Source organism: Arthrobacter pityocampae, from assembly GCF_002927275.1.
Classification (GTDB): domain Bacteria; phylum Actinomycetota; class Actinomycetes; order Actinomycetales; family Micrococcaceae; genus Arthrobacter_D; species Arthrobacter_D pityocampae.
Map to the genome: position 1 here is coordinate 430,562 of NZ_PRKW01000005.1, position 13,164 is coordinate 443,725.

A 13,164-nucleotide genomic window follows, 5' to 3' on the forward strand; every position below is an offset into this window, starting at 1 on the left:
AGGTAGTAGCGCCGGACCCGACGGAGCGGGTCACTACACGACGGCGAGGATGGTCAGGGTGACGAGCGCGTTGTTCGCGGCGTGGAGGAGGACCGGGGCCCAGAGGTTCCGGTGGAACCGGCGCAGGAGGGCCAGGGCGATGCCGAGGGTGAAGAGGTAGACGAAGCCCAGCAGGACGAGGTGGAGAGCCGCGAAGAGCGCGGCGGACAGGAGGATCGCCACGGCCGGCCGGAAGCGGCGGGCGAGGCCGTCCAGGAAGGCGCCCCTGAACAGGATCTCCTCCCACAGAGGTGTGGCGACGGCGATGATCAGGAAGCAGACGACGATCCACGGCACGGGCAGCGCGGCGATGTCCGCGAGGGGATCATCGGCCGTACCGGCCGACGCCGTGTCCACGCCGAGGGAGCTCAGCCACACGAGGAAGATGCCCTGCAGGCTGCCGCAGACGAGGATGATGACCGGTATCTGCCAGAGCAGGTGGAACAGCCGGAGCGTCGGGCGTCGGAAGCCGAGCCCGGCCAGGGACAGGCGGTTCCGGCGGACGAGGTGGAGGTAGAGGGCGAGCATCGCGGCCGCGGTCACCGTGACGAGGAAGGCCGGCAGAAGGGATGCGAGGGTGAATTCGACGGCACCCGAGAGCCCGGCGACGACGATCGCGGCGGCACCCAGAGCGACGTAGAGGACGACGAACATCAGGGCCCACGCCGCCTGGCCGAGGGTCGCCGGTTTCACCTGTCGGTCCGCAGGGTCGCGTTCGATGCTCGAACTGGCTGGCATAGGAGGGTCCCCGGTCATGATGTCGCTGGGCGGTGATCCTTCACGCTATCCCGAATGGCTCGAGGTCCTCGGTACCCGACTGCCACTCGCGTGCCGTGAGCAGGACACGGTCGTGGTCGGCTGCGCGCCCCTCATCCCGGCGCCCACCGAGAACAACCAGCCCCGGTTCCTGTACTGGTCCGGGGTCTGTGCTCAGTCAGGGAGGTATGCCTCGTACTGGTCCAGGGTGCCGTCGAGCATCGGCACATCGAGCGTGGCGGATTCCGACGGCGTTGCCAGGGTGAGCTGCGTCAGCGCCCCAGGAGGTTCTTCGACGGTGCTCAGGATCTCCTCGCTGGTGTCCAGCGGGTACTGGCCGTTCGCCGGCGCTGTCACCGCCACCTGATCGTCCGAGTCGCCGATCACCACCTCGACGGCTGCGGAGGACTCGTTGTCGAGCGTCCCCAGAAGGCGGCCTGCCTCCCCTTCTTCCGCCGAGACCACGAGCATGCTGCGCAGCTTCACGACGCCGACCTGCCCGTCCTCACCGTTGGCGATGGCATCCCTGGTTTCCTCCGGGGCGCTGCACCCGGTCATCGACAGTGCAGAGGGCCGCTGCCGGAGGGCCGACTGTTGCGGAACTGCAACTACCCTGATGTCCGGTTCGATGATCCAGCGCCGGATCGTGGTCCAGGTCAGGGCGTCAACGCAGCGACGATCTCGGCAGCGGAACCTCCCCGCGTGTGGCGGTACCCCGTTCCGGCCCAGAGGTGGAGGGCCTGCGCGTCGTTGCGCGCCGCTGCGGCCGCGCGCAGGGGAGCGGTCAGGTAGTGGATCTGGGGGTAGGCATGCGCGGTGATCGGGTGGTCGTCGATGAAGCGGTTGCGCAGGCTCCGTGCGGGTCGTCCGGTGAAGGCGCGCGTGACCGCCGTTCCGGTGAACTGTGGATCCTGCAGCGCTGTGCGGTGCGCAGGTGCCGTTCCTGCCTCGTCGGCCAGCAGCAGGGCTGTTCCCACGAGGACGGCAACTGCCCCGGCGTCGAGGATCTCTCCAGCGAGCCTGCGCGTACTGATGCCTCCGCCTGCCATCAGGGGCAGATCGGTCGTGGCCTTGATGGTCGCAAGAAGTTCGGGAAGCGGCGAGGTTCCCGGTTCGGCGGCGGCGTCGAAGGTGGCACGGTGCCCTCCGGCCTCGGGTCCCTGCACCACGAGGACCTGGGCGCCGTTGCATGCAGCGGCACGTGCTTCAGCAGCATCGGTGACGGTCACCGCGGTGAGGATCCCCCGGCCGTCGAGTTCGCGCAGGATGCCGGCCGCAGGGCAGCCGAAGGTGAAGGACACCACGTCCGGTCTCTCCGCACGCACGACGTCGAGCTTGGCCTCCCACGCATCGTCGTCCCAGCGGGGCGTTCCGAGTTCGACCCCGTGCCGGTCCGCCTCCACCTGGAGTTCCAGGCGGTACGCCTCGAGCTCCTCCTCGTCGGCGTCGTTCGCGGACACGACGAAGAGGTTGACCCCGATCGGGCCGTCGGTGAGCGTCCGGGTGGCACGGATCTGCCGGCCGATCTGGTCCGGTGACTTGTACCCGCCGGCAAGGAAACCCAGGCCGCCGGCGTTGGTCACCGCCGCTGCCAGCCCGGGCGTCGAGGGCCCTCCGGCCATGGGGGCGCCCACGATCGGACGGCGCAGCGACGACAGGTCAAGAGCGCGCACTCCTAGCCACCCCCGGATCGGCGGTCCGCGCGGTGGCCCGCCCTCGGCTGATTCATCGCGGTCGCGACCTGACCCTCCGCGGGCCGCGGGCCACGCGCAGGAGGGTGACGGCGAGCGTCCCCGCCACCGGCGTCCACACCAGCCGTTCGACCCGGGACCGCGACGCGAGGTTCAGCACCGTGCCGAGCATCATCAGTCCTGAGGCCCCAGTGAGGATCCGCCGCCGCAGTCCCGGGCCCGGACGCCTGCCGAGGACGACCGCGATGAGCCCCGCGTAGACCAGCGTGGACACGGCGCTCGACGCCCGGTACTTCGCCGGCAGTACACCGCGGTGCCCGCCCCCGTAGGCGGCCTGTCCCCAGGGTGCGCCCGCGGCGAGTGCCGCCTGGAAGCCCCCGACGACGGCGAGGAGGAGGGCGGCGAGACCGGTGGACGCCCGGTGCGGGCCTGGATCGTGGCGGATCGCTCGAGTCATCCTCGGAGCCTAGCCGTCCAGCGCGTGACGGGGTAGGAACGCCCCCCACACACCGAGGCCGGGCGGGGCGTCAGTAGCTGGCGCCCGGACCGTCGTCGGACGCCGGGACGAACGCCGCGGCCAGGGCCTCGGAGCCGCGGGCCAGCAGCGCGACGTCCGCGCCGACCAGGATGAACCCGGCCCCGCCGTCCAGATACCGCCGGGCGACGGACGGCGTGAACGCGTTGACGCCCGCCGGCTTCCCGGCCCGCGTCGCAGCGGCGAGGCACCGCTCGACGGCGGCCACCACGTCGGGGTGTTCCTGCTGGCCGAGGAGTCCCAGGGACGCCGCGAGATCGGACGGGCCGACGAAGATGGCGTCGACGCCGTCGACCGCGAGGATGTCCGCGACGGCGTCGACGGCGGCCACCGACTCGATCTGGACCGTGACGCTGATCGTCGAGGCGGCACGGGCCAGATACTCGGGCACCCGGTTCCAGCGGGCCGCCCGCGCGAGCGCCGACCCGACGCCGCGCACGCCCTCGGGCGGGTAGCGGGTGGCGGCGACCGCGGCTTCGGCGTCCGCCACGGAATGCACCATGGGGATCAGCAGGTTCTGCACGCCCAGGTCCAGGTACTGCTTGATGAGGACGGTGTCGTTGACGGGCGGTCGGACGAGCGTGTGCACCGGGTAGCCGTGGATGGCCTGCAGCTGGGCGAGGATCGACTCGAGCCCGTTCGGGCTGTGCTCGGCGTCCACGAGCAGCCAGTCCAGGCCCGCCCCGGCGCAGATCTCGGCGACGAGCGGGCTGCCCGAGCACACCCACATGCCCGCCAGCGGCCGATCGGCCGCGGCGAGCGCCTCGCGGAAGGACTCTCCTAATGGAAGCGGCATGTGACGGCCCCCAGTGGTCCGTAGTCGGCGTGGACGGTGTCGCCCTTGTCCACCCAGAGCGGGCGGGTGAAGGACCCGGCGAGGATGATGTCCCCGGCCTTGAGCCGGTCCCCGTGGGCGGCGATCCTGTTCGCGAGCCAGTGCACGCCCGCGGCTGGATGGTCGAGGACCCCGGCGGCCACGCCGGTCTCCTCGACCACCTGGTTCTTGTAGAGGATGGCGGACACCCAGCGGAGGTCGACGGCGTCGGGCCTCACCGGCCGGCCGCCGACCACCATGGCGCCCATCGCCGCGTTGTCGGCGATGGTGTCCACGATGGTGCGTCCCTCCATCTCGATCCGCGAGTCGAGGATCTCGAGGGCGGGCACCACGTGGTCTGTGGCGTTCAGGACGTCGAAGATCGTGCAGCCCGGCCCGGTGAGGTCGTTCTTGAGCACGAACGCGAGTTCCACTTCGACGCGCGGGCGGGTGTAGGCGTCCCACGGCACCGAGCAGCCGGTCTCGAAGACCATGTCGTCGAAGATCGCGCCGTAGTCCGGCTCGGTGATGCCGGTCGCGGCCTGCATCGCCCGGGACGTGAGCCCGATCTTCCGCCCCACGAGCGTCCGGCCGGCGTCCTCGTTCCGCTGACGCCACAGCCGCTGCACCGCGTAGGAGTCTTCGACGGTCATGCCCGGGTAGCGGGCCGTCAGCAGCGGCACCGGGGTCCGCGTGCTGGCGGCGTCGAGGAGTTCGTCGGCGATCTGGCTGATGGTCTGCGGATCAAGCATCGGGGTCCTTCGGGAGCCGGGGATGGTCAGAGCTGGGTGCCGAGCTTGAAGCCCTCGACGCCGTCGTCGTCCTGCCTGCGGGTGTAGGAGAAGCCGTCCGCGCCGACGGTGACGGCCATCTCGCTCCGCTCGTCCCGTTCGACGACGGGCTGGGGGTTTCCGTCGAGGTCCAGCACGAGGGACGCCTCCGAGTACCAGGACGGCACCACCGGGTTACCCCACCAGTCGCGGCGCTGGTTGTCGTGCACGTCCCAGGTGATGGTGGGATTGTCAGGGTCGCCCGTGTAGTAGTCCTGGCAGTAGATCTCCACGCGGTGGCCGTCCGGGTCGAGGATGTACAGGTAGAAGGCGTTGGAGACGCCGTGCCGCCCGGGCCCGCGTTCGATGCGGTCGCTGATGCGCAGGGCGCCCATTTTGTCGCAGATCTGGATGATGTTGTGTTTCTCGTGGGTGGCGAACGCCACGTGGTGCATGCGCGGGCCGTTGCCGCCGGTCAGGGCGGTGTCGTGCACGGTCTGCTTGCGGTGCATCCAGACGGCGTAGGTGACGCCGTCGGAGTCCTGGATGTCCTCGGAGACGCGGAAGCCGAGGTCCTCGAGGTAGGCGCGGCCGCGCGGCACGTCGGGGGTGACCTGGTTGAAGTGGTCCAGCCGCACCAGTTCACCGGCCGAGTACAAATCGTAACGCTGGGTGAGGCGCTCCACGTGCTCGACGTCGTAGAAGAACTCGTACGGGAAGCCCAGCGGGTCCTCGACGCGCACGGAGTCCCCGACGCCCTTCGTGAAGCCTCCTGCGCGGCGTTCGGTGCGGCAGCCCAGTTCGCGGTAATACGCCTCGGCGGCGTCGACCTCCGCGGGCGACTTCACCCGGTAGGCGAACGCGGCGACGGCGGCGACCGGACCGCGCCGCAGCACGAGGTTGTGGTGGATGAACTCCTCGAGGGAGCGCAGGTAGATCGCGTTCTCGTCCTCCTCCGTGACGTGCAGGCCGAGGACGTCGACGTAGAACTCGCGCGAGCGGGCGAGGTCGGTGACCACGATCTCCATGTAGGCGCAGCGGACGATATCCGGGGCGGGGACCGAGGGCGTGGGGATGGGGGTGGTCATGGGATTCTCTCTTCGTCGAGCGAAACTGGGATGGGTCAGCCTTCGTTGGCTGCGGAGTCGTCGATCCTGCCGAACTGGGGGGTGTGGACGGCGCCGAGGGTGATGTGCACGGCCTGCTGGTCGGTGTAGAAGTCGATGGACCGGTAGCCGCCCTCGTGGCCCAGCCCGGAGGCCTTGACGCCGCCGAACGGGGTGCGCAGGTCGCGGACGTTGTGGCTGTTCAGCCACACCATCCCGGCCTCGACGTCCTGCGAGAACGTATGGGCGCGGGTGAGGTCACTCGTCCACACGTAGGCCGCGAGCCCGTAGCGCGTGTTGTTCGCGAGTTCCAGGGCCTCGGCGTCGGTGTCGAAGGGGGTGATGGCGACGACGGGGCCGAAGATCTCCTCCTGGAAGATCCGCGCGTCGGGGGAGACGTCCGCGAAGACCGTCGGGGCGATGTAGTTGCCCTCGGGCAGGTGCTCGGGGCGCCCGCCGCCGGCGAGGAGGCGGCCCTCCGTCTTGCCGATCTCCACGTAGGAGGCCACCTTGGCATAGTGCTCCGGGTGGACGAGCGCCCCGACCTCGGTTTTCGGGTCGTGCGGGTCGCCGACGACGATGGTCCTCGCCCGGGCCGCGTACTTCTGGCAGAACTCCTCGTAGACGGGGCGCTCGACGAGGATGCGCGAGCCGGCGGTACAACGTTCGCCGTTGAGGGAGAACACGCCGAACAGGGCCGAGTCGATGGCGGCGTCGAGGTCCGCGTCCGCGAAGACGATGCAGGGGGACTTCCCGCCGAGCTCCATCGAGAGCCCCTTGAGGTGCGCCGCGGCGTTCCGGAAGATCGTCTGGCCCGTGGTGGTCTCGCCGGTGAAGGAGATCAGCGGCACGTCGGGGTGTTTGACGAGGGCGTCCCCGGCTTCCTCGCCGAGGCCGTTGACGAGGTTGAACACGCCGTCGGGCAGTCCGGCGTCCTTGAAGATCTGCGCCCACAGGGACGCGGAGAGGGGGGTGAACTCGGCGGGCTTCAGGACCACCGTGTTGCCCGTGGCCAGCGCCGGCGCGAGCTTCCAGGATTCCAGCATGAAGGGCGTGTTCCACGGCGTGATCAGCCCGGCGACGCCGATCGGCTTCCGGTTCACGTAGTTGATCTGCGAGCCGGGGACCTTCATGGCGTCGTCGAACTGGGCCACGATGAGGTCCGCGAAGAAGCGGAAGTTCTCGGCCGCGCGCAGGGCCTGGCCCTTCGCCTGGGTGATGGGCAGGCCGGTGTCGAAGGTCTCGAGTTCGGCGAGCCGGGCCTCCTGCGCCTCGACGGCGTCGGCGATCCGGTTCAGCACGCGGGCGCGCTCGCGGGGCTTCATCCGCGGCCACGGTCCGTTGGTGAAGGCCTCCCGCGCGGCGGCGACGGCGCGGTCGACGTCCTCCCGCTGGCCGGCCGCCGCGGTGGCATAGGTGGTGTTGGACACCGGGTCCAGGACGTCGAACGTGGCCCCGCCCACGGAGTCGACGAACTCGCCGCCGATGTAGTGCTGGAGGGAGGAGGGCACGCCGTCCGGGATGTGCCGCGCGGTGGCCGCGGTGGTCTGTGCGCCGGGGATCGTCATGGGGGGGTCCTAACCGTGGTCGGGGGAAGCGTCGGAGATTGCCTCGGTGGTACTGAAGTGCGTCAGGTAGGCGTCGAGGGTGGCGCTGCGATGGCGGCGGGCGGCGCGTTCGACGGCGTCGGCGTCCGCCCCGCCCGCGATGAGGGCGAGCAGGTGCGCGTGTTCCTCGACGGACTCGCGGGCGCGTTCGGGCACGAAACGGAACGTCGAGGACCGCAGCGACGCCAGCCGGTTCCACCCGCGGTGCACCAGGTCCAGGATGTGCGGATTGGGGCAGTGCTCGAAGAGGATGGCATGGAAGTCCTGGTTGAGCCGGGTGAAGCGGACGGGATCGAAGTCCTGCAGGCAGGCGCGCATGGCGTCGTTGACCGCCCTGGCCCGCTCGAGGTCGGTGGCGCTGATCAGCGGCGCGGACAGCGCCGTCGCCGCTCCCTCGACGAGGCTCAGGGTCTGCATCGTGTAGAGGTATTCGGTGGGGTCGATCCCCGCGACGGTGGCTCCCACGTTCCGCTGGAACGTCACCAGGCCCTCGGCCTCGAGGCGGCGGATGGCCTCCCGCACGGGCACGACGCTGACGCCGAGGTCCTGGGCGATCGCGGCGAGGACCAGCCGGTGCCCGGGGGGATACGCGCCGTCCACGATCCGCTGCTTGACGGCGTCGTAGGCCTGCTGCGACTTGCTGCCCGCCGCTGGGACGTCGGTGGTTGCCGCCGGCTCAGCCATGGGCGTGCCGCTCCTGCCACGCGTCGTAGCGCTCCCGCCAGGCGGCGTCCATCGGGTACAGGCCGTCCACGCTGTGCCCGGCGGCCACCATCTCCGCGATGAACGTCTCCTCCCTCTCCTGCACGACGGCGTCCGCGGCCAGGTCCGTCGCGAGGGCGGGCGGGATCACGAGGATGCCGTCGGCGTCCGCGACGATGATGTCGCCGGGCTGGACGGTCGTCCCCCCGCAGGCGATCGTGACGTCGGTGTCCCACGGGATGTGGCGCCGCCCCAGGACGGCGGGGTGCGGGTTGGCGTAGAAGGTGGGCATGTCGAGGGCGGCCACCACGGCGACGTCGCGGACTCCGCCGTCGGTGATGATCGCCGCGGCTCCGCGGACCTGCGCCCGGAGGGCGAGGATGTCACCGACCGTGCCGGTGCCCTTCTCGCCGCGGGCCTCCATCACGAGGATCTCGCCCTCGCCGACGGTATCGACGGCGCGCTTCTGGGCGTTGTAGCCGGCGCCGTGGGCCGTGAAGAGGTCCTCACGGTTCGGCACGTAGCGGAGGGTGCGGGCGAGTCCGACGACGCGCCGGCCCGGCTGCGTGCAGGTCAGGCCGTCGATGCTGACGTTGTTCAGACCGCGCTTGCGCAGCAGGGAGGAGAGGGTGGCGGTGGAGACGCTCTCGAGGGTCGCCTTCAGCGCCGGGGTCAGGGCGGGCGTCGCCTCGACCTCGGGCAGTCCGGCCGCCTCGCGGGAGCCGTACGCCTCTTCGCGCTGGACGTCGTCGACCTTCGGGCGGGCACCGAACGCTGCCAGCGGCGTCGTGCCCTCGCTGACCGATGTGATCAGCCGTCCCGTGGACAGGCCGGCCCCGGTCACCTCGACCTCCAGCAGGTCACCCGGACCGGCGACCGATGCGCCGGCCGGCGTGCCGGTGAGGATCATGTCGCCGGGTTCGAGCGTGAGGAGCTGGGACAGGTCCGCGATGAGCCGCGCGAACGGGAAGAGGAGGCCGGCCGTCGTGTCGTCCTGCACGAGCGTCCCGTTTTGCCAGGTGCGGATCCTGAGGTCGGAGGGGTCGACGGCGTCGGCCGGCAGGAGCCCGGGCCCTACCGGGGTGAAGCCGTCCCCGCCCTTGGACCGCAGGTTCGAGCCCTTGTCCGCGTAGCGCAGGTCGTAGACGCCGAGGTCGTTCGCTGCCGTGATCCAGCGGACGTGGCCCCACGCGGTTTCGGGGGAGACCCGTCGGGCGGGTGCGCCGATGATCAGCGCGATCTCCCCCTCGAAGCCGAGCAGTTCGCAGCCGGCGGGGCGTTCGACGCCGGACCCGGACAGGGCGAGGGAGGAGGAGGGCTTGAGGAAGTAGGACGGCTGCTCGGGTGTGCGGCCCCGCTGTGCAGCACGGCTGGGGTAGTTGATGTGCACCGCGATGACCTTGCGGGTTGCGGCGAGGACGCCGTCGTCGAGCAGTTCCACCCGTTGCTCCTCATCGAGTACAAAATCGTATACGAAGAGTAGGCAGGGGCTTTCGGGTGCGTCAAGGTCTCTTCCCGTCCGCGGCGGAAATTTCGCTCCGGCCATGGTCATGGAACGCCGTCCGTGGTGGGATGTGGCATCCGAATGTTCCGCCGGCCCGTGCATCCGGGAACGAGGCAGCGGCCCCGCTTCCGGCACCGGCTCCGACCCGGGAGATCCCCATGGCTGATCGCAAAGCATCGACGCATCACCACAAGAAGGCCGCCCGGAAGCGCTGGGGCGACCTCACGGACGCGCAGAAGGCGAGGGTGGTGATTCTCGGCTCCGTGCAACTGTCCCTGGCCGCGTTCGCCTGGACGGACCTCGCTACCCGGCCCAAGGAGACGGTGAACGGCAGCAAGGGCATGTGGGCGGCCATCATCGCCATCAACTTCGTGGGGCCCGTGGCGTATTTCTGGAAGGGGATCCGGCGCTGAGGAAGCGCTGCCGCGCGAATCGGCTCCAGGACTCCCGCCGATCGTCCCGGTGATCTCGGCGTGTGGTTGCATGGACGTCAGCTCCGAGGCAACACCGTGTGTGTGAAAAGCCGATGATGCGCGCCATGCGCGGAGCAGGTGATTCAATCAGGGCGCAGCACAATCGATGTTCTCTGCCCGGCCCCGGTCGGGCTTTCTTCCTGTGGAGGGGCGTGTAGTGGATCAGTTCGTGGTGGCCCGCGACGACGATGTGTTGTTCCTGCGGTGGGCGCCGGGAGCACGTATCACTCACGCGGTGGCGGTCGAGGCGGCACTGGCCCTCCGGCACGTCGGCGAGGGGCGCATCCTGCCGCTGGTGGTCGTCATGCGGGGCATCGACGGCGTGACCCTGAAGACACGTCTGGGGATGAATTCCTATCAGGGGTTCAGCGTCGTCGCGCTCGTCGGTGATGGCCCTGTCGACGAGGTCCTCGCGGGCTTCGCCCACGGCGCTCTCACCCCGACCCGTTACTTCACCGAGGAGGAGTCAGCCCGGTCGTGGGTCGAGGGCTGGCCGGATTCCGCTGAGGCGGGCCCCGCCGCGTAGTCGCCACCCCACAGGCGCGCAGTCCGGATGGAGCGCCGTTGTCCCCGTATGGTGAGCGCGGCGAGGGCGTCCTGGTGTGCAGCCCGGCCTAATGCGGCCCTGTGGCCGGCACCTCGGGGAAGGGGGCGGCGAACGTGAGCGCCTGAAGGCGGCACCATCGGTAACGAGTACGCCGGTGGACAGCCACTACAGAGGGACCGGAAGGCGATCGGTCATCACTACGAGGGAGAAGGAACTTTCATGGGGGACGCCGAATGGAGTGGGGACGGGGGGCTCTTGGGTGCGGCGGAACGCGCATTCCGGCCCGCTGCGTCAGCGACGGCCATCGCGGTGGTGACCCCGTATGAGGAGAGGACCGCACTGAGGGGCTCCGACGACCGCTCCGCCTTCGAGATCGGATCGATCTCGAAGGGGCTGACCGGGATGCTCTACCGACACGCGGTAGAGCGCGGTCTCGTGTCGCCGACGACGACCCTCGGCGACCTGCTCCCCCTCGAGGGGTACGGGGACGTCGGCGCCGTCACCCTGGGCTCCCTGGCCATCCACCGGTCCGGCCTCCCGGGCCTGCCGCCGGGGATGCACCCGCTCCGGCGCTCCCTCGGGTTCTGGATCCACGGGCAGAACCCCTACGGCGATTCGCTTGCCGCCCTCCTGGACCAGGTGCGCACCGTGCACGTCGGCGCCCCACGGCCCAGGTATTCGAACCTCGGTTTCCAGCTGCTCGGGCACGCCGTGGCGAAAGCGGCCGGTAGCAGCTACCCGCAGCTCCTGCAGGACGACCTGGGGCCCGGATTCTCGACTCCCGCACGCGTCGAGGACCTCGGGCCTGCGGACCTCACCGGATGCGACCGGTTCGGGCGGCCCATGCAGCCATGGGTCGGTGAAGCCATCGCTCCCGCGGGAGGCATCCGCGCGACCATCGGTACGATGCGCGGTTTCCTCCGATCGGTCCTCGACGGGGCGCCCCCCGGCATGTCGGCGCTCGATCCGGTCACCGAGTTCGCTCCCCGGGTCGGTATCGGCGCCGGGTGGATCACCCTCGAGCACCACGGGCGCAGGATCACCTGGCACAACGGCAGCACGGGCGGATTCAACAGCTGGATCGGACTCGACCGCGACGCCGGCACCGGGGCGGTCGTGCTGTCGGCGGTTCACCGATCCGTGGACCGGCAGGGATTCCGGATCCTCGAGGAATTCACTGCGCCCCTTGCGGCGCCGTCATCCGTCGTCGATGACGAGCCCACCCGCTGACCCTCATCGTGCCGCCGCGGGCCTGATGGCCACCAGGATGTGTCATCATCCAGCGGCTGACGGTGATGCCGGATCCGATGGCTGCCCGAGGGGGCGAACCACTGGACCGTGGCGGACATCGACAACGGGGAACGACCGACTAGTCGGTCGGTCCTTTGCTATTGTTGACGTATGACAGCCCGGGAACGCATTCTCGACACGGCCCGCCGACTCACGATCGAGGCGGGATCGGTGCCGTCGATGGATGTCGTCGCGGTTGCCGCCGGGGTGTCCAAGGGTGGGTTCACCCACCACTTCCGGACGAGGGCGGCCCTCCTGGCCGGTCTCGCGGAGCAGTCCATCGACTCCATGGACGCGGCCCTCGATGCGGCCGCGGCCACTGGCGACGTCGTCAGGACGTGGTTGCAGATCTCCATGGCGCGGGAGGAATCGGATCTCTATCGGGCTCTGCTGATGTCCTTCAGCGAAGGAGGAACCGACACCTCGGATCTCCTGCGTCGATCGGGTGAGGCCTCCGCCCGGTGGGAACGCCTGCTGGCCGAGGAACTGGGCGATCCCGTCGCCGGGTCCGTCGTCCGGCTCCTGGGCGACGGCCTGGTCATGAGCGCTCTGACGGGAGACACCCTCCCGTCGCTGGAGGCGATCCTCGGCTGGCTGGACACCAGGCGAAGCCCGGAACGGATCCACGAGCGGGACCGGGGGCAGGAGACCTGATGAGCGCCGGCCTGTTCTGGGCGGTCCTCGGGCTCGCACTGGCCGACAGCCTGAACCCTGCGACCATCGTGACGATCACCCTGATCCTCCTCACCGTCCCCCGACGCCCGGTCGCCTCCGCCCTGTCCTTCGTCCTCGGAGCGTTCAGCACCGTCCTCGTGCTGGGCGCCATCATCTTCCTTGGCGCAGGGGCTGCGGCGGAAACGGTTGGTGACGGGCTCGTCTGGCTGCGGCGCATCGTTTTCCTGATTGCGGCGATCACCCTGTTCATCGCCGCCGTCCGTCGCCTGAAGGACCGCGAGAGGAAGGGCATCGGCCTGCCCTCCTGGTTCGGTGTGGGGACCGCCCTGCCCCTCGGCGTCCTCGTCACGGGGGCGGACCTGCCCAACGCGTTCCCCTACTTCATCGCCATCGAACGCATGATCGACGCGGGCATCACCACCGGCGCCGGGCTCCTCGCCCTGGCCGGGTACGCGCTCATCTACTGCATCCCCTGCCTGGTCCTGCTCGGCCTCGGCATCGCCCACGGCGAGCGGGTCCGGCTACGCCTGCAGAAGGTCTACGACCGCTTCGCCACCGGCACCATCGAACGCTCCATCCCCACGGCCCTGACCCTCGCCCTCCTCGGCCTCGGCGTGCTCACCATCGCCTTCTGGCCCTGAGTGTTCAGCGACCC

15 protein-coding genes are annotated in these 13,164 nt (G+C 70.1%); 5 read left to right on the top strand and 10 right to left on the bottom strand.

Going from position 1 to position 13,164, the window contains the following annotated elements; translation table 11 throughout:
• Positions 1-33 precede the first annotated feature (33 nt).
• The 10 genes from C4K88_RS13520 to C4K88_RS13565 all read right to left on the bottom strand — a co-directional run bounded on the left by C4K88_RS13520 (position 34) and on the right by C4K88_RS13565 (position 9,461).
• Positions 34-777, bottom strand: a complete 744-nt coding sequence (locus C4K88_RS13520) for a CPBP family intramembrane glutamic endopeptidase (protein ID WP_104122134.1) — start codon at positions 775-777, stop codon at positions 34-36.
• Positions 778-969: 192 nt separating this feature from the next.
• Complete coding sequence (locus tag C4K88_RS13525; RefSeq protein ID WP_104122135.1) at positions 970-1,353, bottom strand: hypothetical protein; 384 nt, start codon at positions 1,351-1,353, stop codon at positions 970-972.
• A gap of 98 nt (positions 1,354-1,451) precedes the next feature.
• The gene (locus tag C4K88_RS13530) at positions 1,452-2,468 is read right to left on the bottom strand and encodes a nitronate monooxygenase (RefSeq protein WP_104122136.1); all 1,017 of its coding nucleotides are present in this window, start codon (positions 2,466-2,468) and stop codon (positions 1,452-1,454) included.
• Positions 2,469-2,520: 52 nt separating this feature from the next.
• Positions 2,521-2,943 carry a hypothetical protein gene (locus tag C4K88_RS13535; protein ID WP_104122137.1) on the bottom strand — a complete coding sequence of 141 codons (423 nt, stop codon included), beginning with the start codon at positions 2,941-2,943 and terminating at the stop codon, positions 2,521-2,523.
• A 70-nt stretch (positions 2,944-3,013) separates the two neighbouring features.
• A complete protein-coding gene (locus C4K88_RS13540; protein WP_174705242.1) occupies positions 3,014-3,817 on the bottom strand; it encodes an HpcH/HpaI aldolase family protein in 804 nt (267 codons plus the stop codon).
• On the bottom strand, positions 3,802-4,587 hold the full coding sequence (hpaH, locus tag C4K88_RS13545) for a 2-oxo-hept-4-ene-1,7-dioate hydratase (RefSeq protein ID WP_104122139.1): 786 nt from the start codon (positions 4,585-4,587) through the stop codon (positions 3,802-3,804). The genes C4K88_RS13540 and hpaH overlap by 16 nt, the downstream gene beginning before the upstream one ends.
• 26 nt (positions 4,588-4,613) lie before the next feature.
• Positions 4,614-5,693 carry a 3,4-dihydroxyphenylacetate 2,3-dioxygenase gene (gene hpaD, locus C4K88_RS13550; protein ID WP_104122140.1) on the bottom strand — a complete coding sequence of 360 codons (1,080 nt, stop codon included), beginning with the start codon at positions 5,691-5,693 and terminating at the stop codon, positions 4,614-4,616.
• A 35-nt stretch (positions 5,694-5,728) separates the two neighbouring features.
• Positions 5,729-7,279, bottom strand: a complete 1,551-nt coding sequence (gene hpaE / locus C4K88_RS13555; RefSeq protein WP_104122141.1) for a 5-carboxymethyl-2-hydroxymuconate semialdehyde dehydrogenase — start codon at positions 7,277-7,279, stop codon at positions 5,729-5,731.
• A 9-nt stretch (positions 7,280-7,288) separates the two neighbouring features.
• Positions 7,289-8,002: a GntR family transcriptional regulator gene (locus C4K88_RS13560; protein WP_104122142.1), complete on the bottom strand. Its 714-nt coding sequence runs from the start codon at positions 8,000-8,002 to the stop codon at positions 7,289-7,291.
• A complete protein-coding gene (locus tag C4K88_RS13565) occupies positions 7,995-9,461 on the bottom strand; it encodes a fumarylacetoacetate hydrolase family protein (protein ID WP_104122143.1) in 1,467 nt (488 codons plus the stop codon). The genes C4K88_RS13560 and C4K88_RS13565 overlap by 8 nt, the downstream gene beginning before the upstream one ends.
• A 221-nt stretch (positions 9,462-9,682) precedes the next feature.
• Between C4K88_RS13565 and C4K88_RS13570 the strand changes: the two genes are divergently transcribed.
• The 5 genes from C4K88_RS13570 to C4K88_RS13590 all read left to right on the top strand — a co-directional run bounded on the left by C4K88_RS13570 (position 9,683) and on the right by C4K88_RS13590 (position 13,150).
• The gene (locus tag C4K88_RS13570; RefSeq protein WP_104122257.1) at positions 9,683-9,937 is read left to right on the top strand and encodes a PLDc N-terminal domain-containing protein; all 255 of its coding nucleotides are present in this window, start codon (positions 9,683-9,685) and stop codon (positions 9,935-9,937) included.
• Between the two features lie 217 nt (positions 9,938-10,154).
• Complete coding sequence (locus C4K88_RS13575) at positions 10,155-10,523, top strand: DUF7793 family protein (RefSeq protein WP_104122144.1); 369 nt, start codon at positions 10,155-10,157, stop codon at positions 10,521-10,523.
• Between the two features lie 240 nt (positions 10,524-10,763).
• Positions 10,764-11,774, top strand: a complete 1,011-nt coding sequence (locus C4K88_RS13580) for a serine hydrolase domain-containing protein (RefSeq protein WP_104122145.1) — start codon at positions 10,764-10,766, stop codon at positions 11,772-11,774.
• A 171-nt stretch (positions 11,775-11,945) separates the two neighbouring features.
• Positions 11,946-12,488 (top strand): TetR/AcrR family transcriptional regulator, encoded by a 543-nt coding sequence (locus C4K88_RS13585; RefSeq protein ID WP_104122146.1) that lies wholly within the window; start codon positions 11,946-11,948, stop codon positions 12,486-12,488.
• Positions 12,488-13,150: a GAP family protein gene (locus C4K88_RS13590; RefSeq protein WP_104122147.1), complete on the top strand. Its 663-nt coding sequence runs from the start codon at positions 12,488-12,490 to the stop codon at positions 13,148-13,150. Before C4K88_RS13585 ends, C4K88_RS13590 begins: the two co-directional genes overlap by 1 nt.
• Positions 13,151-13,164: the final 14 nt, after the last annotated feature.

Coding starts and splice junctions, on each gene's coding strand:
- C4K88_RS13520 (WP_104122134.1), bottom strand. CDS start 777: ATGCCAGCCAGTTCGAGCATCGAACGCGACCCTGCGGACCGACAGGTG.
- C4K88_RS13525 (WP_104122135.1), bottom strand. CDS start 1,353: ATGACCGGGTGCAGCGCCCCGGAGGAAACCAGGGATGCCATCGCCAAC.
- C4K88_RS13535 (WP_104122137.1), bottom strand. CDS start 2,943: ATGACTCGAGCGATCCGCCACGATCCAGGCCCGCACCGGGCGTCCACC.
- C4K88_RS13540 (WP_174705242.1), bottom strand. CDS start 3,817: ATGCCGCTTCCATTAGGAGAGTCCTTCCGCGAGGCGCTCGCCGCGGCC.
- hpaH (WP_104122139.1), bottom strand. CDS start 4,587: ATGCTTGATCCGCAGACCATCAGCCAGATCGCCGACGAACTCCTCGAC.
- hpaD (WP_104122140.1), bottom strand. CDS start 5,693: ATGACCACCCCCATCCCCACGCCCTCGGTCCCCGCCCCGGATATCGTC.
- hpaE (WP_104122141.1), bottom strand. CDS start 7,279: ATGACGATCCCCGGCGCACAGACCACCGCGGCCACCGCGCGGCACATC.
- C4K88_RS13560 (WP_104122142.1), bottom strand. CDS start 8,002: ATGGCTGAGCCGGCGGCAACCACCGACGTCCCAGCGGCGGGCAGCAAG.
- C4K88_RS13570 (WP_104122257.1), top strand. CDS start 9,683: ATGGCTGATCGCAAAGCATCGACGCATCACCACAAGAAGGCCGCCCGG.
- C4K88_RS13580 (WP_104122145.1), top strand. CDS start 10,764: ATGGGGGACGCCGAATGGAGTGGGGACGGGGGGCTCTTGGGTGCGGCG.
- C4K88_RS13585 (WP_104122146.1), top strand. CDS start 11,946: ATGACAGCCCGGGAACGCATTCTCGACACGGCCCGCCGACTCACGATC.
- C4K88_RS13590 (WP_104122147.1), top strand. CDS start 12,488: ATGAGCGCCGGCCTGTTCTGGGCGGTCCTCGGGCTCGCACTGGCCGAC.